Origin of the sequence: Flammeovirga pacifica, from assembly GCF_000807855.2 — a bacterium.
Classification (GTDB): Bacteria; Bacteroidota; Bacteroidia; order Cytophagales; family Flammeovirgaceae; genus Flammeovirga; species Flammeovirga pacifica.
On the sequence record NZ_JRYR02000001.1, the window covers coordinates 513,538 to 533,816 of the forward strand.

The 20,279-nt window shown below is 31.7% G+C and carries 18 protein-coding genes; 2 read left to right on the forward strand and 16 right to left on the reverse strand.

Annotation, left to right across the window (positions count from 1 at the left end):
* A complete protein-coding gene (locus tag NH26_RS01995; protein WP_044223691.1) occupies nt 1–1,164 on the forward strand; it encodes an ABC transporter permease in 1,164 nt (387 codons plus the stop codon).
* Nucleotides 1,165–1,208: 44 nt separating this feature from the next.
* Here the strand turns inward: NH26_RS01995 and NH26_RS02000 are convergent, their stop codons facing one another.
* From NH26_RS02000 to lysA, 15 genes are all read right to left on the reverse strand, one after another.
* Nucleotides 1,209–2,435: a hypothetical protein gene (locus tag NH26_RS02000; protein WP_139262805.1), complete on the reverse strand. Its 1,227-nt coding sequence runs from the start codon at nt 2,433–2,435 to the stop codon at nt 1,209–1,211.
* On the reverse strand, nt 2,432–3,157 hold the full coding sequence (locus tag NH26_RS02005; RefSeq protein ID WP_158021864.1) for a LytR/AlgR family response regulator transcription factor: 726 nt from the start codon (nt 3,155–3,157) through the stop codon (nt 2,432–2,434). Before NH26_RS02005 ends, NH26_RS02000 begins: the two co-directional genes overlap by 4 nt.
* Nucleotides 3,138–4,040, reverse strand: coding sequence for a sensor histidine kinase (locus NH26_RS02010; RefSeq protein WP_044223697.1), 903 nt, complete (start codon nt 4,038–4,040; stop codon nt 3,138–3,140). The genes NH26_RS02005 and NH26_RS02010 overlap by 20 nt, the downstream gene beginning before the upstream one ends.
* Before the next feature lie 196 nt (nt 4,041–4,236).
* Nucleotides 4,237–4,713: a hypothetical protein gene (locus NH26_RS02015; RefSeq protein WP_044223699.1), complete on the reverse strand. Its 477-nt coding sequence runs from the start codon at nt 4,711–4,713 to the stop codon at nt 4,237–4,239.
* Between the two features lie 193 nt (nt 4,714–4,906).
* Complete coding sequence (locus NH26_RS02020; RefSeq protein WP_044223701.1) at nt 4,907–5,356, reverse strand: hypothetical protein; 450 nt, start codon at nt 5,354–5,356, stop codon at nt 4,907–4,909.
* Between the two features lie 204 nt (nt 5,357–5,560).
* The gene (locus tag NH26_RS02025; protein WP_139262808.1) at nt 5,561–5,947 is read right to left on the reverse strand and encodes a hypothetical protein; all 387 of its coding nucleotides are present in this window, start codon (nt 5,945–5,947) and stop codon (nt 5,561–5,563) included.
* Between the two features lie 24 nt (nt 5,948–5,971).
* Nucleotides 5,972–6,613, reverse strand: coding sequence for a LytR/AlgR family response regulator transcription factor (locus tag NH26_RS02030; protein ID WP_158021865.1), 642 nt, complete (start codon nt 6,611–6,613; stop codon nt 5,972–5,974).
* A gap of 340 nt (nt 6,614–6,953) precedes the next feature.
* A complete protein-coding gene (locus NH26_RS02035) occupies nt 6,954–7,874 on the reverse strand; it encodes an aspartate carbamoyltransferase catalytic subunit (RefSeq protein ID WP_044223706.1) in 921 nt (306 codons plus the stop codon).
* Nucleotides 7,875–7,942: 68 nt separating this feature from the next.
* Nucleotides 7,943–8,482 carry a bifunctional pyr operon transcriptional regulator/uracil phosphoribosyltransferase PyrR gene (pyrR, locus tag NH26_RS02040; RefSeq protein ID WP_044223708.1) on the reverse strand — a complete coding sequence of 180 codons (540 nt, stop codon included), beginning with the start codon at nt 8,480–8,482 and terminating at the stop codon, nt 7,943–7,945.
* A gap of 54 nt (nt 8,483–8,536) precedes the next feature.
* Nucleotides 8,537–9,031, reverse strand: a complete 495-nt coding sequence (locus NH26_RS02045) for an NUDIX domain-containing protein (protein WP_044223710.1) — start codon at nt 9,029–9,031, stop codon at nt 8,537–8,539.
* Nucleotides 9,032–9,136: 105 nt separating this feature from the next.
* A complete protein-coding gene (locus NH26_RS02050; protein WP_044223960.1) occupies nt 9,137–10,327 on the reverse strand; it encodes a transglutaminase-like domain-containing protein in 1,191 nt (396 codons plus the stop codon).
* Between the two features lie 161 nt (nt 10,328–10,488).
* Complete coding sequence (locus NH26_RS02055; RefSeq protein WP_044223712.1) at nt 10,489–11,832, reverse strand: TlpA family protein disulfide reductase; 1,344 nt, start codon at nt 11,830–11,832, stop codon at nt 10,489–10,491.
* Between the two features lie 201 nt (nt 11,833–12,033).
* Nucleotides 12,034–14,808, reverse strand: coding sequence for a leucine--tRNA ligase (gene leuS, locus NH26_RS02060; RefSeq protein WP_044223714.1), 2,775 nt, complete (start codon nt 14,806–14,808; stop codon nt 12,034–12,036).
* Between the two features lie 156 nt (nt 14,809–14,964).
* On the reverse strand, nt 14,965–15,417 hold the full coding sequence (locus NH26_RS02065; protein WP_044223717.1) for a hypothetical protein: 453 nt from the start codon (nt 15,415–15,417) through the stop codon (nt 14,965–14,967).
* Between the two features lie 109 nt (nt 15,418–15,526).
* Entirely contained in the window at nt 15,527–16,804 is a 1,278-nt protein-coding gene (gene lysA / locus NH26_RS02070) for a diaminopimelate decarboxylase (protein ID WP_044223719.1), read from the reverse strand.
* Nucleotides 16,805–16,945: 141 nt separating this feature from the next.
* Here lysA and NH26_RS02075 point away from each other — a divergent pair, with 141 nt between their 5' ends.
* A complete protein-coding gene (locus NH26_RS02075; RefSeq protein WP_044223721.1) occupies nt 16,946–18,088 on the forward strand; it encodes a serpin family protein in 1,143 nt (380 codons plus the stop codon).
* Between the two features lie 104 nt (nt 18,089–18,192).
* Here NH26_RS02075 and NH26_RS02080 read toward each other — a convergent pair whose 3' ends face one another.
* On the reverse strand, nt 18,193–20,223 hold the full coding sequence (locus NH26_RS02080) for an SEL1-like repeat protein (RefSeq protein ID WP_044223722.1): 2,031 nt from the start codon (nt 20,221–20,223) through the stop codon (nt 18,193–18,195).
* Between the last annotated feature and the right edge of the window lie 56 nt (nt 20,224–20,279).

The following is a 20,279-nucleotide window of genomic DNA, read 5'->3' on the forward strand; positions in this document are numbered from 1 at the left end:
ATGAAAGAATTTAAATCATTTTTCAAGCTTGTAAAAAGAGAGTTAAAGTTATTCTTTTCAAATGATGTACTTGTTGCGGTATTTTTTGGGGCTCCAATTTTCTTTGGGCTTTTAGTAGGGTTCACTTATCAACAGGCATCTGTAAAACAACTGAGTATTGCAGTAATAGATCAAGATAATAGCCCTTTGAGTCATAAAGTAATTGATGCTTTAGATGAAAACTTTTATCTACAAGTAGATCAAATTAGCTATTTAGAGGAGGATGTTAAACATGATTTGCCAAAATTTGAGGCCATAGTGCGTATCCCCAAAGGGTTTGAAGGAGATATTAATTATAAGCGTCATCCACATATTCAAGTAGAGGTGAATGGAGCCAATATGATTACAGGTAACTATGCTAATATTGGTATTAGAACTGTTTTAGGTACATTAAATGCTGGAATAGAGATTTTAGGGTTACATAAATCAGGAATCCCATTGGAAACAGCGAAAGAACAGTGGGAAGCATTTTCTGTTGATGATACTAGGTATTTTAATGCTACATCTAATTATCTAACATTTATATGGCCGGGTATAATTGGAGCAGTTTTACAGCAAGTGTTTCTATTGGCAATGGCACTAACATTTAGTAAAGAACATGAAGAAAATACATTTGGAGAAATAGCTTCTATTACTACTAATCCTTTTACTGTATTTTTTGGGAAAGCTATTCCTTATTGGATCATAGGTGTAACGTTATGGATTGGTTTACAGTTAACACTGTTCCCATTATTTAAATTACCTATGCCATCGAATTATGGGGTTTTATTGGCTATTACTAGTGTTTTTATACTATCACTTACTTGTTTAGGAGTTTTAATTAGCTGGTTACTTCCATCTCAATTAAAAGCTACTGAGGTACTGATGGTAATATCAACACCTAGTTTTATACTTTCTGGATTTACTTGGCCATTAAATGCAATGCCGGAGTGGATTCAGAATATTTCCAACTTAATTCCTTTGACTCATTTTCTACATGCTTTACGTAAAGTATTACACTTCGATGCCAATTATTCAGATGTGATACTCGACGTTCAAAATATGCTGATTATAGCTTTAATATCATTTGTTGTAATGTTGATATTGCTTTACAGGAAATTAAAGGCAACAAAACTAGTTGATTAAATTGATAAATTGGACACCTTCGATATTTTATTGAAGGTGTTTTTTTATAAAGTAATTTCAAAATTTAACCATTGTTGATTATCCCAAATATCAGTATGAGCTAAGTTAGTAGTAGAATAAGGAGGGGTTAAAAATATCATCCCATTACCATAAAAATTAAATTGATAACTTTTATTTTTTGGAATATCACTAATATTAAATCTCTTTTCATAATAGTTTTCGCTTATTCTTTCCATTTTTATTCTTTGATGTTCTTGAGGAAGAAAAGAAGCATAAAGGAACATATTTTTAAAAGTAAATTTATCTGCAGTTGTTCTTTCCCAATAAGTATATAAATCTTTTGATTTAATTTCTACAAAGAATACTACTTCATCACCTTCAATTCGATAACCTTTAATATTTCTTTTTCCAGGAATTTTATAGGTAAAGTTATAGTGTCTCAAACCAGTATAATGACCTAATTTATTGTAAGCATAAAACGGTGGGTTCACCCAATAATCATCGACAATAAATTTAAATTCACCCCAATTATTGATGTTTTCATCAATTTTAAAACCTTTGACAAAAATATTACCCTGTCTTTCCATAGTGTAATATTCCGTCCATTCATTAAAGCTTCCTGCTACTTCTACTTTACGAATAACATCAGGATCATAGAGTGCTTTAATGCCTTGGTTGTCATTAATTGTGGAATAAATGGTTGGATCAAATACGAAAAATATAGAATCGCCTTTAATTTTATAACCCACTTCGTATTCTGTATCAATAATATACAAACACCATATTATATATGATCTCAGAAGCTCATTTTCACGAAAAGGCTCCATGTGAAAGTTTTTTGATTCATTAAAGGTAGGAGTAGCAGCATATCGATCATTGATCACAAATAGAAATTCTCCGCCAAACGGAACAATATCTTCCTTATGGAATGTAATCTCCCAGTGATTGTTTTTTTTGACTAAAGTATATTTATCATCTTTTTTATATTGACTGAAAGTGCCAATTACTTGAACCTTTTCAATAGTTAAACTCTCTTTTTTTATGAAATATTTTTTTGTTTCTTGAAAATGAGGAGCCTGTGGAGTTTCAAAGAAATTAGTTCCTTCCAAATCAATAAAATTGATGATTTTATCCTCATCAAACACAAAAGAAATACTATCTTCAGTGAGCTCAAAACCAATTAAGTCATCTCCTGTAGAAAACATTAAGTTATAATGTGATTCTTCGCATGAGAAAAAGAAAAATGATATCAATACAATACAGTATCTCATATTTTTAATCCTTTGATGACCATATTACCTTGAGTCAACTCATTTATTATTTCAGTTTTATTACTGCGGCTTATAGATATTAAATGTTTATCGATTAATATACAGTTCCCTTCAATAGCATCTACAGCGTCTTTATTGATAATAAATGATTTTTGTACTTTAATAAAGTTATTTGGTAAATGACTTTGTAACTCTTTTAAAGTTAGATGGGTAAGGTATTTATGATTGGTCGTTACAATATTGATATAGTTATTTTGAGCTTCTATGATCTTAATCTCATTAAACCATATTTTTTTTATTTGTTGATCTACTTTAATAAAAATAAACTCGACATGATCCGTATTTTCTTTTAGATATTGTTCTTTTGCTTTTAAACAGCTTTTGTAGAATCTATCAAAAGAAATGGGTTTTAATAAATAATCTAATACATTGATTTCATACCCTTCCAAAGCATACTCAGTGTAGGCAGTGGTTAGAATCATGATGGGTGGATTTTTAATTGATTTGACCCAATCGATTCCGGAAAGGTAAGGCATATTGATGTCACAAAAGCAGATATCTATAGAAGTTGAATCTATAATTTCTTGGGCTTCCATGGCAGAAGAAGCAGTAGCGGTTAATTCTAGAAATGGAATTTGTTCTACATAACTAGCTAAACCTTCTCTTGCTAATTCTTCGTCATCAATAACAAGGCATTTGAGTTTAGAATTTGATGTTGGCATAATAGACATTATTCAGTTGAAGAGTATTAAATTCTTGGGCATCACCGTAAAGTAAATGAAGTCGCTTTTTGATATTAGATAATCCAATTCCACTATATTTTTTGTCTTCTTTTAGTGAAATAGAACTTTCATCTACTGAGTTTCTTATTTCAAAGACACATGAATTATCTTTTTGTTGCAAATATAGTCGAATAAAATTGTCTTCTTTTTTATTTTGGGAAACATATTTCATTGAATTTTCAATGAGGGGAAGAAACAATAGGGGTGGGATTTGAAAATTTTTATCTTCTATTTCTATTACCTTTTCAATAATTACATCTTCTCGTCTTCTAAATTGTTGAATTTTGAATAGATGATTTAGGTAATCTACCTCTTTTTGGATTGGGACAAAATTTTGCTCGCATTCATATAATTGATAACGAAGCATATCGCTTAACGTCATTAATAGTTCTTGTGCTTTTTGTGGATCTTTGACGATTAACCAAAAAATAGAATTTATAGTATTGAAAAGGAAGTGAGGGCTGATTTGTCCTTTTAAAAAATTTAGTTCAGCTTTCGTTTTTTCGAGAATAAGTTGTTGTTTATTCCTTAGTTGTTTTAAATGTTCAAAAACAATTTCTATTCCGGCACCTACACCAAAGGGGAAGAAAACTATAATGAAATCATCGGCAGTGATGACAACACGATTATAGGATGGTATATAATAATTCCACTTTAATTCCCATAAGATTTGATTATACAGAAACACTAAAGTGATGTAACCACCAATTACTAATAATAAAGCAAGAGAATAATTCTTATGCTCTATCAATTTTATACAAAAGTGAACAATTACGACAGAACCAATACATAAGGTAATTGCTTTTAGAAAATCTATTAACATGAAATGGTATAAACCTAACCATTGCCCTTGTTGTATAAAGTAATCGTTATATAAATACAGAAGAAAGAAAACTAATGTATAAATGAAAATTGAAGTTAAATGCGTTTTTTTTAAGTTCATGTTTATTAATTTTCTTTCTTCTGTGCAATTTTCTTAGTAGAAAAGTTTAAAATCTTAAAAACTAAGATAAATGATTTTATTCAAATCTATCTAATGAAGAATTTAAATTACATGCATCTGTATATAGAGTTTTCTGATATTGATCTTGTAAATCATCATCAGTCACAATGAATAAAAATGATAGGTTACTACTTAAATTATTAGAACTGTAGATTGCATTATAATCGCCTACGCTTAAATCTTTAGTTATTTTAAAGTTATAATATAAAGTGTGGGAGGCAATTCTTCCTACAGTACCTTCTTGAATTAAATTGTTGTCGCTATCATATATTTTGACTTGTAGTGTTTCCACTGGAGTACATGATCCAAGATCATTGTTTGAATTAATGTGTAATGAAAGAATACCTTTTTCTTCATCATCATTAAGAGATACATTACTTTGACCGGATAAATTGATAGGGGTGATTCCACCTTGATCATTGTTATCACTCGCACAAGAAAAAAATAAAGAAGATAATAATAGGGTAGATAAAATGAGGTTAATAGTTTTCATAAGTCATATTGGGTTAAGAAAAGAAAGAAATTAGGTAGCTAAAAAAAGCTTTAAAATAACAAGTATTAAAAACGTTGGTGTAAACTTTTCGCTTATTTAAATAGGCTTTATTTCATGTTTACACCAAAGTCTTTTTATATAGGAGTATAAAAGAGGTTTATATTAAAGAGTATAATTTACCTCCTCGAAGTAATTATTGTGCACTACAAGAAGATACATAAACTACTTCATTGTCTATTTCTGCATCCTTTTCGAAATAGAATGAAGTGCTCTTAATAATACTTTGAGTATCACTGTTTTTGATTTGTAATTTAAAAGTACCACTTTCAGAATTTAAGTAAGTTCTGTACTCATATTCTACATAGTTAAGAGTAACAGTTTTAGTTTCAATAATAGCATCAGTTTTTGCATCTATTAAAGAAACTACAATTTCCTCTGAAGGAGAACAATCACTATCTTCTAACTTAATAGAAACATCTAAGTTAGCATTTGGAGTACTTTGATCTGCAGGTTGCACTTGATTATCATCATTGACATTTAGGCTAATTGGAGAAATACCACCGTTACCTGCATCGTCAGATGCACAAGAGAAAATAGTCATTGATAATAAAAGACCAGCTAATAGTTTTAATTGAGTATTCATAAAAAAGATTTTTATAGAGTAAATATTCGTTTTAATACACTTCATAAAATTCAATAATCTTAAAGATTTATATCTTAAAAATTTGGTGAAGTGCTTGATTCAAAGGGTAAAAAGAAATAGGATGTAATTATACTTTGCTACTAGTAATACAACTATCATATCGTAATGTTAGATGAACAACTTGATTGTTATCACCCGATACAATCAGTTTTTGAGAACTAATGATTTTATCTGTTTCTTGATGGTACAATTAAATTGATAAATCCCATTCGGAAAATCTTCAAGCATTTGATAAGTAACTTCTTTGCCTGTAGTAGTGATAGGCACATTTACTTTAGTTACTTGATAAACATCTATCACCCTTAATTGAAATATATTTGTGTTATCACACTTACCTTCATCAGGTTGAAGTAAAATAATATATTTATTACTGTTGGATTGATTGGTATTGACATTATTAGACACTTGACCTTTCTGGTTTTGAATGGGTCCTTGATAAAAACCAGGAGGAGGTTCATCCAAAAATAAATCACAGGAATAAAGGCATAGAGACAAGAGGAGTAATCCTACTCGTTTTACAATAGTTCTCATAAATTATTAATAGTTAATTATGTTTTATACCAGGCTTCCTTGGGTAATTGATGCAATAACTTGCTTTTTAAGTGGTCTACTTATATTGAATAAGGAATCGTTGATAACAACAGCATTTCCCTCAATAGCTTGAACACAATTGATATTGACGATAAATGATTTCTGAATCCGTATAAAAAGATCTTTAGGAAGAACCTTTTCAGCATCTTTTAATTTCATCAGAGAGGTGTATTTCTTCTTCTTTGTGATAATGTTGATATAATTATTTTGCGCTTCAACATATAAAATATCATCAAAGAAAACTTTATTAATACGATTATCTGATTTTATAAAAATGCTTTCAGCTTGGAGAGCGTTATTGGATTGACTTTTTACTTTTTTGATTTTTAGAGCCGCTTTGTAAAAACGGTTGAATTCCATAGAAGATAAAAAATCTAGGGCATCATTATCAAATGCAGGAGCTGCATCTTTTATATCGTCAGATAATAAAATAAATGCAGGACATGTAGATTTAGATGCAATCCAATCTAATCCTTTTATATAGGGTAAATGGGCATTAATGAAAATCACATCAAGTAAATGAAAATGGCTTGAAGCATCTGCCTCTAAAGGAGAAGCATGCACTTCTTTTAACTCAAGAAAGGGAACTCTCTTGATACAATCCATCAAACTTTTTTGATTTGATTCATTAGCATCCAAAATACCACAATAATATTTTATTTTGGAACTCGGGTATGGCATTATGAGATGATTATTATGTTGTCAGAGGTAAAGAAAATTGGGGTAAATACTGATCAACATAGATACTTTTATAATAATGAATAGATCTAAAGCAGGGGCAATGGGTTAAAGTAGTGATACATAATAAGTTATTTATAAAATCAAATTAAGTATAAATTCAATTTTTTAAAAGTGTTATTTACGAAAAGCATAAATTTATGTGTGAAATGATAAAAGGACACCCTAAGATGTCCTTTTACTATTTTTTATAGTCGATTTATGATGACTAGTTTTGTTTACCTGCCAATAAATAAAGTGCTGCCATTCTTGTAGCTACACCATTTTCTACCTGATCAAGTATAATTGCATTTTCACAATCAGCCACATCAGAAGTGATTTCAACACCTCTGTTGATAGGACCGGGGTGCATTACAACAATCTCTTTATCTAAAGATTCTAGTAACTCTTTGTTTAAACCAAAGTGTTGAGAATATTCTCTTACCGATGGGAAATTTTTAACTAATTGTCTTTCCATCTGAATCCTTAGCATATTGGCTACATCACACCATTCTAATGCCTTTCTTAAATCATGCTCTACTCTAACACCTAATTGATCTATATATTTAGGGATTAATGTATGAGGACCACAAACCATTACTTCAGCACCTAGTTTTTGAAGGGCAAAGATGTTAGATAATGCTACTCTAGAATGAAGAATGTCTCCAACTATCACTACTTTTTTACCTTCAACTGTACCTAATCTTTCTCTAATGGAATAGGTGTCTAAGATAGCTTGAGTAGGATGTTCGTGAGTACCATCACCAGCATTTAAGATAGTAGCGTCGATATGATTGGCCAAGAAATGAGAAGCACCAGGGCTAGAATGTCTCATAACAATAATATCTACTTTCATAGATAGAATATTGTTGACGGTATCTAATAGTGTTTCTCCTTTTTTTACCGAACTACCACTTGATGAAAAATTGATTACATCTGCCGAAAGTCTTTTTTCTGCTAACTCAAATGAAAGTTTTGTTCTTGTAGAGTTTTCGAAGAAAATATTGGCAATGGTGATATCTCTTAATGAGGGTACTTTTTTGATAGGTCTATTGATAACCTCTTTAAATTGATCAGCTGTTGAGAAAATTAATTCCAAATCTTCTCTAGTGAGGTCTTTAATTCCCAGTAGGTGCTTCGTACTTAACATTATCTATATTTTTTCTTTCTTCAGTCTGAATCTAAAAAAAACGGCAATCTATTGAAAGCCGTTAATATCTATTGATTGATAAGCCATAAATTATCATCTTCATGACCATCTTCTTTCCACTCTGCAGTGATATATTGTGATTGAATAGAGTTGACTACCTTTCCAACATAAGAAGGTTCAATAGGTAAATCTCTACTATATTTTCGATCAATGAGGCATAAAAGTTCGACTTTACTAGGTCGGCCAAAAGCCATCATTGCGTCTAAAGCCGATCGAATAGATCTTCCAGTAAAAATTACATCATCTACTAAAATCACTTTCATATTTTCTATTAAAAAAGGGATTTCAGTCTTACTTGGAGTAAGAATATTTTCTCTTCTACGGAAATCATCTCTATGGAAGGTAATATCTAACTGACCACATGGGACATCAATATTTTCCATTGTTTTGATTTTCTGTTTTATTCTTTCTGAAAGAATAATTCCACCTTGTTGCAACCCAATAATTACAGTGTTGGAAAAATCACCATGATTTTCAATAAGTTGCTGACTCAATCTACTGATAGTGATATCTAGTAATTGACCATGTAAAATACTTACTTTTGCCATTTTATCTTTAGAAATTGAACAGGAATTGTTCCCTATTTATTCTATCTTACAAGTTTACAAATTTTCTCTTAAATTGCTGTAAAAACCTTGCATATTGATGAGTTCTTTTAACGATTTACAATGTCTGAATAAATGATGTTTCTCTTCTACAGGTTTTTCTGCTAAAGTATCAAAGTCTACAAATACCATTTTTTCAAGTATTTGTTCTTCCATTTCAGGGTCGTAACCTAATTTTAATGAGCCTCCAACTGCTTCTACGAGAAAAAACAATTCGATGCCATGTAGGGGTAAATCATGAAACTCATGAGTGAAAAGGTGCTTTTTTAATTCAACCTTCAAACCTGTTTCTTCTAGAAATTCTCTTTTAAGAGCATCATCTACAGTCTCACCATATTCGAGACCACCTCCTGGAGGTGCCCAAAATATACCATTTGGACCAATTCCTTTGTGTACAGCCATCAAGATTTTATCATCTTGTACTAGAACACCACAAACTCTTACTCTTAATTTGTGTCCAAAAGTTTTTTCAACTGCCTGATCATTTTTCATAACCTCGAAATTAAGAAAAACTTAAGTGTCATAAAATTATTTTTATCGACATTAACTCTGGAACAAAAAAAAAAGTACTTGATGTATCAAGTACTTTTCTTAAGATTAAATTTCTTTATAAAGTGTAAGATCAATAGGTTCTTCTCCTAAATCCAATGTTTTTGTGATTGGATCTCCTTTACTATCGAAATAGGTAAGCTGATAGCTTTTTCCTTTTTCTAAGTAAAATTGAAGAATGTCATTCATATCTTTTAAAGGACCAGCAGTTTTACCGCTGTCTATTATTTTTCTATCTGCTGATATAGTAACATCAGATTCTACACGATTGTTACTAATTAACGTACAAGCTTTGTTTTTGAACATTTTTATACGAACAGCCACTTTACCTTCTTGACCTTTATTGTTTGCTTGTTCTTTGTTCCATAAATCAATATATCTTTCAGTTACATTGTGTGCGTGAACATATTTGATATCATAATCCCAAACAAGAGGGAATGCATATTCTGCAGGTTTCCAAGATGAAGCATAAATCCAATTTTTAGCTTCCTTTGTATCTGCAACACCAGCATCTGCTAAGAACCATGATTTGTCTAATCCTGAAGGGTAGTATTCAGTAAAGTACCATTGACCATTCAGCCATACTTCGTTCCAGTTATGATTACCTTCCTTTGTCGTCCAGTTGGGTGTTCCCGCTAATCTAGTAGGGATACCTACACTTCTGAATGCATCTGCTAATAATACAGATAGTCCAGAACAAGAGGCTAATCCTTGATCAATTGATTCATATGGAGATTGATCTGGCTTTTCACGTTCCGTCGAATACTTCACATTTACAACATCAATAATTGTATCATTGATTACTGTAATTGCTTCTTCCATTGTTTTACAATCTTTAACGATAGGGGCAAAACGATTGTAGAAATCTTGTCTCCAATCATCTCTTCTTTCATTCATTAAAGCATAAGGTATCACATCATTATAGAATACAGAATCAGGAACTTCTGCAGCCCATTTAAATTCGTTTCTTGCTTTGTATGCTAGATTTACATTATTGATAAGGTATTCTGAAGATAATGTTTTTAGATCTCTCTCTGGCATATATGCAATCAAAAAGGCCATCGCATTGACTTGTTCTTGAGGCATTGCATCAATTGCTTTTTGTAATTCGTTGCTATTAGATCCTGCTTTAGCTAAGGCATTGTTTAATGCTTGTTGATATTGTTGATCAATCTTAGAAGATGGAGTACATCCAAAAATCAATAATAAACTCGAAATAACGAGTAATAACTTTTTCATTTTCACCTTGATAATTGATTGTTTAATTAATGACATTAAATTACAATTATTTCGTGTTTTTGAGTGTTTATGATTGTTATTACTTATTAATGAGGGGGTAAAAAGAAAAAGGATGCATGTTTTTGCATCCTTTTTTAAAATTTTAGTAATTGATGTCGAATTTAAAATACTTCGGCAATCAATTCTTCAAATTCTTTTGTGTCTGGAGAAGGAGCAAAACTATTAATTAGTTTCCCATTTTGATCAATTAAAATATATCTTGGAAGTGTGTATACTTTATAATTAGAATAGAATTGATCTACCTGTGATGTCCAAATATTATTGACATCATCTTGTTTTGAATAATCAATATACTCTTTCCAATCTTGTTGATCACGATCTACTGATAAAGAGACGAAATCTATATTTTGGTCTTTATATTTTGATCGTAGCTTTTTAATCTGTTTTTGTTGTTTATCAGAGTTCTCATTCCAAGTTGCCCATACATCAATGTAAACTAATTTCCCTTGATGTTTTTTAAGATCAAAAATCTCTCCTTCGGCATTAAAAGCATGAATAGAAGGAGCTACACTACCGTCTTTCATCCCAGAATTATTTTTAAGAAGATCAACTAATTCGTGCTTATGAGAAAAGTTGGAGTAATCGTGTAAATATTGATACAGAGATGCTTCATTGTTATCAGTTAAGCCTTGGTTTGTAATGGCTTCACTAATATTTGAAGCCAATAATTTACGTTTGATTCTTATATCAATATCTAACTTTTCTATTTCTGTAGTTCTTAACGCAAAATAGTATTCTCCTGATAATTGGAAAATATCATCATTTAAATAAATCACATTAAGATAAGCAGGGATATAATAAGATAGGTAATTAAAGTTTTCTCTATAAAGTTCCTCAGTAATATCTAAATCAAAGTTTTCGATAGCGAACTGATCTTTTAGAATAAAGCTTTCATCTCTTGCATACCCAACTTGAATGGCGTGTTTTATATTTAGAAAAGCAAGATCTATTGTAATAATGCTCTCTAATGTTTTTTTCTGATGAGGCGATAAATCACTACCTACATACCCTAATAATTGCTTTTGTAAATCAATAGAAATACTATCAATAGCGTCTTTTGGTATTTCTTTAAAAGGATTATTTTCAATAAAATGGTCAAAAGCAGATTGCATATCAAAAAGAGATTGATTGTATTTCGCTAAATGTCCTTCAAACTGAAATAAATTATCTTCGGTTCTATTGATGATAATCTCTCCTTTAGGTTGAGCAAAAAATTCGATTTCAATGTCTCCATCTTTTAATGTAACGAAGGCATCTTTTGGTAAATCATAAATTAAACTATTGCCTTCTCTTGTAGTAGGTATCTCAATTTCTGAGTGAGAAAGGGTACTATTAATTACTAATTTAAGATCATCACTAATAGCATTTTCATAAGTGATAATATTTTCTTTGCTTGAGCAACTAAAAATAAGGGTAGTCAGAAAAAGAATATAGTAGTATTTCATTGCTTCAGAGAAGTTATATTAAAGTTTATAGTCTATACTAATCATAGAATTATTATGCCAACTTTTATAATTAATCCATGATTGAGCTTCATGAGATAAAGAGAGATTTAATTCAATTTAAATTGGATATACCTTTAAGAGAAAAGGCATAAAAAAACGGATACATTGACATGCATCCGTTTTCAATATAATTGGTAGCGATTAAACTACTACATTGACAATTCTCTTTGGAACGAAAATGAACTTTTTAATAGGCTTATCTTCCACCCATTTTTGTACAATTTCGTTAGCAAACACTGCTTCTTTAGCTTCTTCTTGAGAAATATCAATTGGTAAATCCAATTTTACTCTCATTTTACCATTGATAGAAACAGGATATGTATGAGAAGCCTCTACTAATAATGATGCATCAAAAGCAGGGAATTCAGCATTAATAATTGAATCTTTTTGCCCTAGTGCAGCATGCCATAACTCTTCAGAAATATGAGGAGCAAAAGGAGATAGGATAATTAATAATTTCTCCAATACTTCTTTCTTATAACATTTAGCAGCAGCTAATTCGTTTACACATACCATAAATGCAGGAACGGTAGTGTTCAAGCTTAGGCTTTCCATGTCTTCACCTGCTTTTTTGATTGCTTTATGAAGAATCTTTAAATCAGCAGGAGTAGCTTTTTCGTCTACAACAACTAGCTGTCCAGCATCGTTGTAGAATAATCTCCAAAGCTTACGAAGGAATTTCCAAACGCCGTCAATACCTTGCATCGACCATGGCTTAGATTGCTCAATCGGTCCTAAGAACATTTCGTATAAACGAAGTGTATCAGCACCATATTTTTCAATCACAACATCTGGATTTACAACGTTGTATTTAGATTTTGACATCTTTTCTACAACAGAACCACAGATGTATTTGCCATCTTCTAAGATGAACTCAGCATTGGCATAATCTTGACGCCATTCTTTGAACTTATCAGTATCAAGAACATCGTTTTCAACGATATTTACATCCACATAAAGTGGTTGAACTTCATAGTCTTTTTTCAAACCATGAGATACAAATTGGTTGGTTCCTTTTACTCTGTAAACAAAGTTAGAACGACCTTGAATCATACCTTGGTTCACGATTCTTTTGAATGGTTCCTCATGACTGATGAAGCCCATATCAAATAGGAACATGTTCCAGAATCTAGAATATAATAAGTGACCAGTAGCGTGTTCAGTACCACCAACATAAAGGTCTACTTGATTCCAATATTCAGCAGCTTCTTTTGATACGAAAGCCTCTTTATTTTGAGGATCCATATAACGTAAGAAGTACCATGATGACCCTGCCCAACCTGGCATTGTAGTTAATTCGTAACCAAACTTATCATCAAATTTCCAGTCTTTAGTATTTCCTAATGGAGGATCTCCTTCAGGAGTTGGTAAATATTTCTCTACTTCTGGTAAGTCCAAAGGAAGTTGAGAATCTGGAACTAATTGAGGAGTGTCATTTTCGTCAAAATACACAGGCACTGGCTCACCCCAATAACGTTGACGTGAGAATACAGCGTCACGAATACGGAAGTTTACTTTTGCCTTACCTTGTCCGGCAGACACTAATTTATCGATAGCTACTTTGATTGCCTCGTCTGACTCTAAGCCATTCAAGAAACCAGAGTTGATCATTTTACCTTTTTTGACTTCAGTAGGATCTTCCATGTCTTCAGTTCCTTCAATCACTCTTACGATAGGTAAACCGAAGTGATTAGCAAAACGGAAGTCACGATCATCTGAAGAAGGAACGGCCATTACTACACCTGTTCCATAACCAGCTAATACATAATCAGCAATCCAAAGAGGAGTTTTTTCTCCTGTTAAAGGATTGGTTACATATGAACCAGTAAACACACCAGAAACAGTTTTTACATCTGATTGACGTTCTCTTTCTGATCTATTTTTTGCAGTTTCAACGTAAGCATCAACTGCTTCTTTTTGCTCTGCAGTAGTTAATTCAGGAATCAATTCATGCTCAGGAGCAAGTACTACATAAGTAACACCATAAGTGGTATCCACTCTTGTTGTAAAAGCAGTTAATGTAATATCTTTATCAACTACTTTAAAATCGATTTCACAACCAATAGATTTACCAATCCAGTTACGTTGCATTTCTTTTAATGCATCCGACCAGTTTAGTCCTTCTAAGTTGTTCAATAGACGATCAGCGTAAGCTGTGATACGCATCATCCATTGTTTCATTTTTTTACGCTCAACAGGGTGTCCACCTCTTTCAGAAACACCATCTTTTACTTCGTCGTTGGCTAAAACAGTACCCAAAGCAGGACACCAGTTTACCATTGCTTCAGATAAAAATGTCAAACGATATTGAAGTAAGATTTGTGCTTTTTCATTTTCTGAATAAGCTTTCCATTCTTCAGCTGTGAAAGGAGTAGAGTTATCGTCACATTCAGCATGAATACCTTCTGTTCCTTTAGCTTCAAAGTGAGCAATTAACTCTGCAATATCTTTTGCCTTATTAGCGTCTTTATCGTACCAAGAATTAAATAATTGTTGGAAAATCCATTGTGTCCAACGGTAATAATCTGGCGAAGAAGTCTGAACTTCACGATTCCAATCAAAGCTGAAACCGATTTTATTCATCTGACCTTTAAAAGTACTGATATTTGCCTCTGTTGTAATTGCAGGATGCTGACCTGTTTCGATCGCATATTGTTCTGCAGGAAGACCAAATGAGTCAAATCCCATTGGATGTAATACATTGAATCCTTTTAATCTCTTAAATCGAGATACGATATCAGATGCGATATATCCCATTGGGTGACCAACGTGAAGACCAGCTCCAGAAGGGTAAGGGAACATATCCAATGCATAAAACTTTGGCTTATTTTTATCAACATCTACTTTATAAATGTTGTTGTCTTGCCAATACTTTTGCCACTTAGGCTCAAAATCATTATGATTAAATTCAGACATACTGTATGTTGTATTCTAAAAAATAAAATTCTCTATTTCGTTTGTTTTTCGTGTTTCTTCACAAAAAATCAAGCAAAGATATAAATAATTACGGTTTGATAAATGTAATCACTGATGGAATATCAGATTTTCAAAAAAGAAAAAAATAAACGTTAATTATAAGACCTCTTTGATGATAAATTTTCTACCATTAAAAGTAATCTCCTCTTCTTTGGTTTTACCCACAAATAAACGACCTATGGGAGATTGGGCAGAAAGAACAAATACTACTTGATTTTCAAATTTAACCTGACCAAGACTAACAGATAAGTAATATAAACCAACATTCGTAACAACTAAACTTCCTGGTCCTACACTTGTGAGTTCAGATTCTTTGAGTTCTTCCATGACTCTTAACAACTGAAGGTTTTGAGAAAGTTGCTCACCCATTTTTTCTTTTTCTAAATGAGCCATAGCTCTTGCTGTATCATGCTTATCCCCAGCTGTACTTCGGGTTTCGGCATTGGCAGAGTTTTGAGCAGAATTCATTGCTTCTTCTGCAGATTTTATTTTTTGAATCACTATTTCTTTACAGTGACTTTTGAGTCTCAATTTAAAGTCTTTGTCCATGGATTAATACGAGAATTTTCTATTGACTAAATTCTTAATTTGGTTAAATATAGTCATAAAAAAAAGGCCTACCGAAGTAAGCCTTAATCTATATGGGATGTTTACTTTTTTATTTTTCAGAAGTAGTTGTCTCTTCAGAAGTTTTGATTTCTACTTCTGAGAATATATCTACCTGTCCTCTAATTAAATCTTGAAGTGTTTCTCTTTCTCTAATTAAATGAGGTTGACCATTAAATACTAATACTTCAGCAGGTCTAAAACGTGAATTGTAGTTAGAAGCCATACTGTAAGAATAAGCACCAGCATTTTGGATAGACAGAATATCACCTACCTTGATTTCGCTGATTTTACGATCGTATCCAAATGTATCTGTTTCACAAATGTAACCAACAACATCATAAACTCTTTTAGGAGCAGAAGGATTTGATACATTTATGATATGGTGGTACGCATCATACATCATTGGACGAATAAGGTGATTTAATCCTGAATCAACTCCTGCGAATACAGCAGCAGGTGAGTGCTTTAAAACATTTACTTTAGTTAATAAATGTCCTGATTCTGAAACCAAGTATTTACCAGGCTCAAACCAAAGCTCTAAATCACGTCCGTAGTTTTTACAGAATTCTTTGAATGCTGCAGACATTTTTTTCCCTAACTCAGGAATGTTGGTTACAATATCATCTTCTTTGTAGGCTACTTTAAACCCTGAACCCATATCAATAAATTGAAGATTCGGGAAATCTTTAGCACAGTCAAACATCACATTGGCTGCCATTAAGAATACTTCAGAATCTAGAATGTCAGAACCTGAATGCATATGTAAACCAACAACATTGATATTGTGACTTTCAACAACTTTCTTTACATGTGACATTTGGAAGATAGATACTCCAAACTTAGAACCGATATGTCCTACTTGAATTTTAGCATTTCCGCCCGCTGTAATGTGTGGATTAATACGAATAGCACAAGGGACTGTATTGCCGTAGACATCTCCGAAATGTTCTAAAACAGCAATATTATCTATATTGATAACAACACCTAAACTAACTGCTTCTTTGATCTCGTCAAAAGAAACAGAATTGGGTGTAAATAATATTCTTTCTTTAGGGAAGCCAGCTTCAACACCTAGCAATACTTCCTGAATTGATACACAATCTAAGTCAACACCATATTCTTTTACTAACTTAAGGATACTTAGGTTAGACAAAGATTTCATTGCGTATTTAATACGTAAGTTCACACCAGAAAAAGAATCTCTTAAAGTTTTTATCTGTTGGATGATCTTATCAGCATCATAAACATAAACTGGAGTTTGAAATTGTTCCACAATCTGTGTTACAGGTACGCCCTGAATGGTATATTCTGAATTAGTTAATTCCATTTTCGGAAATTATTGTATGTGATAATTTTACTATTTAACAAAAGTAGAGAGATTTTTGTACTACTCCATAATATTTGATTAAATTGACAAAAATAACAACGATTGTTTTAAATATAACATTCGGTATTTTATACAACTAGCATGAGCAAATTTTTTCTATTAACCGTACTGTGTATTACCATTCATTTATCAAAAGCTAATGCACAATCTGATTTTGAGTTATTAAAATCAATACATACAGAAGATAAAAGTTATGTAATTTCTAATTACAGTATTCATTCTGCTTTGGGTATGCTATCATTATGTACGGAAGGGGATGCTCAACAAGAAATCCTACGTTTCTTTGATGTTGATTCTGAAGGAGCTTTGGTAAAGAATCATCAGAAAATCACATCAATATTAAATAGCTTTAATAACGAATTTTCAATAAATAATGGCTTATGGATGGATAAGCCCTATCATTTGCAATCGAATGTGAAAAAAGAGTTGATCAACTATTATCAGCTTTATTTTAAATCCATTTCATTCAAGAACTCCGAATTGGTAAAATCAACAATAAATAATTATGTGAATGATAAAACGGAGGGTAAAATTAAAGAAGTGGTCTCAAAAGTAGAAAAAGATGATAAAATGCTACTTATAAATACGGTTTTAATGAGAGCAGCTTGGAAAGATCAATTTCAGGAAAAAAATACCAAAGAAGGGGAGTTTTTCTTAGAGGATGGTACCACAATAAATATTAATTATCTCTCGGATTTAAATAGAAAAGCATTTTGTTTTAAGAACGATACCATAAACGTATTGAAGCTACCTTTTGAAAATGATAAAATGGAATTGATGTTGATTTCATCAAATGTATTCTCTATGAATGAATTACTTTCTAGTAGTATAAATAAAAATACTATATCAGCTCTTGAAGCTAAGATGAAAGAAAAAGAGGTGTTCTTTAAAATGCCAAAGGTGAAAATTACTTATACTAAAGATATCATTCCAGAACTTAAAGGAGTGGGGTTAAACCATATTTTTTTCCCAGGTCAGGCGGGATTTACTAAAATGGTGAAGCAAGGAGGCGAAAATTTATATGTTTCTAAAGTGATGCATGAATCTATTATTGAATTTAATGAATGGGGAACAGAAGCTGCCGCAGTAACCTCTGTAAGTATAAGTCGTTCTGCATTACAACCTGAGAAAGAAGAATATTATTTCAATCAACCTTTTATCTTTCTGATAAAAGAAAAAGCAACCGATAGTTATTTATTTATGGGTGTATATCAAGGGAAATAAAAAATCCCAACCACAATTAATTATTGTGATTGGGATGAAAAAATTAGTAGCCAAGCTAATGTTTAGACTATAATTAATTTTTTATCGATTCAGGAAGAATGTCTTTATTTATTTAAACAGATGTCTTCATATTTCTTATCAATCTCAACACCTAAAGCTTTTGCCTTCTGGAATACATTACATGCTTTGTATTTATCTCCCTGTTGGAAAAATAATTGTGCTTGAGTATAGAATAATTCAGCCTTTATTTGAGAATAATTATCTTTAAATCCCTTCGTTTGACTAAAATCATCTGCTTTAACTAAAGCAATTTCGATTTGAAGTAAAGCACTATTTACTTCTCCTATTTCAGCATATGCTAAAGCTTGTTTATTTAGTACCGCAATAAATTCTTGGTGGTTTCCTTCCGTTTCATCAAACGATTTGATATATAAATCATATTGTTTAATGGCTTGAACCTTCTTTCCATTATTGTTATGGATATCACCCATTAATAAATAGGCTGAAGGATCAGGGTGAGTGTTATTGCTAGTGGGTAAGGTAGAAGAAACCATATAAGCATTGGCATAATCCATTGCCTGATATTCACCATTAACGCCTCTTGCTGTTAATGTTTTAGAGTTTAATTGCTGGTGTTCTGAATAAAGTAAGGCCATCCTTAAATTGGCTTCAGAGTTACCTAATGCTAAAGATTTCTTATAATGTTTTTCTGCTTTTTGAGGATCTGCAATAGTTTGACATTTGCCATCTTTATAAATATCCCCTAAATACAACTCAGCTTCAGCACTATTTTGGTCAGATGCTTTGTTTAACCAATTAATTGCAACGGCTTTATCATCATTATAATAGTATTTGCCTAACATTAATTGTGCTTCCACATCTCCTTGATTTGCTCTGTATGTTGCATATTCTAAATCTGAATCATCTAGATATTGGGCAACATTTATTTTTTCTAATTCTATAGAAGCAGATGTAATGCCATGATTTGCGGCTTTTATATACCACTTTACAGCTCTTTCTTCACTTTTCTGAACACCACGACCTTCAGCGTACATCTTACCTAGAAGGTATTCTGCTGTATCAGATCCTACATACGCGGCTTGTCTTCTCCATTTAAAAGAAGAACTCCAGCTTTGTTTTACAGGAGTTGTGCCATTTGCATAAATATCAGCTAAAGTGAGCATAGCCGGTTGATAATCTTGCAAAGCAGCTCTCTGACACATTTCTAAAGCTTTCTTTTGATTTTGGTTCTGATTATATATTGAATAAAGCTTGTATTGTGCCTCCGCATTATTCATTGATATTGCTTTATACTTTAGAAAGTCAATGTTATCATCTTCCATTAAAGTATTAGGATCCATGTCTCTTAAAATCATATCAGCCTCACGAATACCTTCATTGGCTGCTTTTAAGAAATAAGTACAAGCAAGTTTGGCGTCTTTAGTTTGATTTAATCCATCTTTATAAAAAAGACCAACTTCATAGGCTGCTTTAGCATTACCGTTATCAGCAGCTTTTTTGAAATAAGAAAAGCTTTTTTCTAAATCTTTTGGAACATCATTTCCTTTCAAATATTTCATCCCAAGCATATAATCAGAGGCAGAAGAACCATTCTGACTCATATATTCTTGGTAATTGATATCGCTATCTTTTTGATTGTAATTGGAAAGGTTTAGTTCTTCTAGTTTTCCTTTGACAGACTCGTCGCCATCTTTCCAAGCTCGTAAATAATAGAATATGGCAGAATTCAGGTCTTTAGTGACATGCTTACCTTCAGAGTAATAATCTCCTAATTCTACACTCGCTATCTGGGAGTTGCCATCAGAAGCTATTTTTAAAAGTTTGATAGTAGATCCATAATCTTGTTTTTCTTTTTTGATTTTAGCTAAAGCCATTGATGCATCAACATGGCCAAGAATAGCAGCTTTTTCATAATAAGAGGCTGCTCTTTTCATATTAATTTTTTCGATCTCTCCTTTTTGATAAATCAAACCGAGCTGATAATAACTGTCAGCGTCATTATTAAATTTTGCTTGCTTTTTTAATTGATCAATATCTTGACCAATAACATTTGAACAAACCAAAATAAAAAGTAAAGAGATGAAATTTATTGTATAATATTTATATTTAGTCATTCTATTTTCTATACTCTGCAAAAGATAGGTTATTATACTATACATCTATAACTATT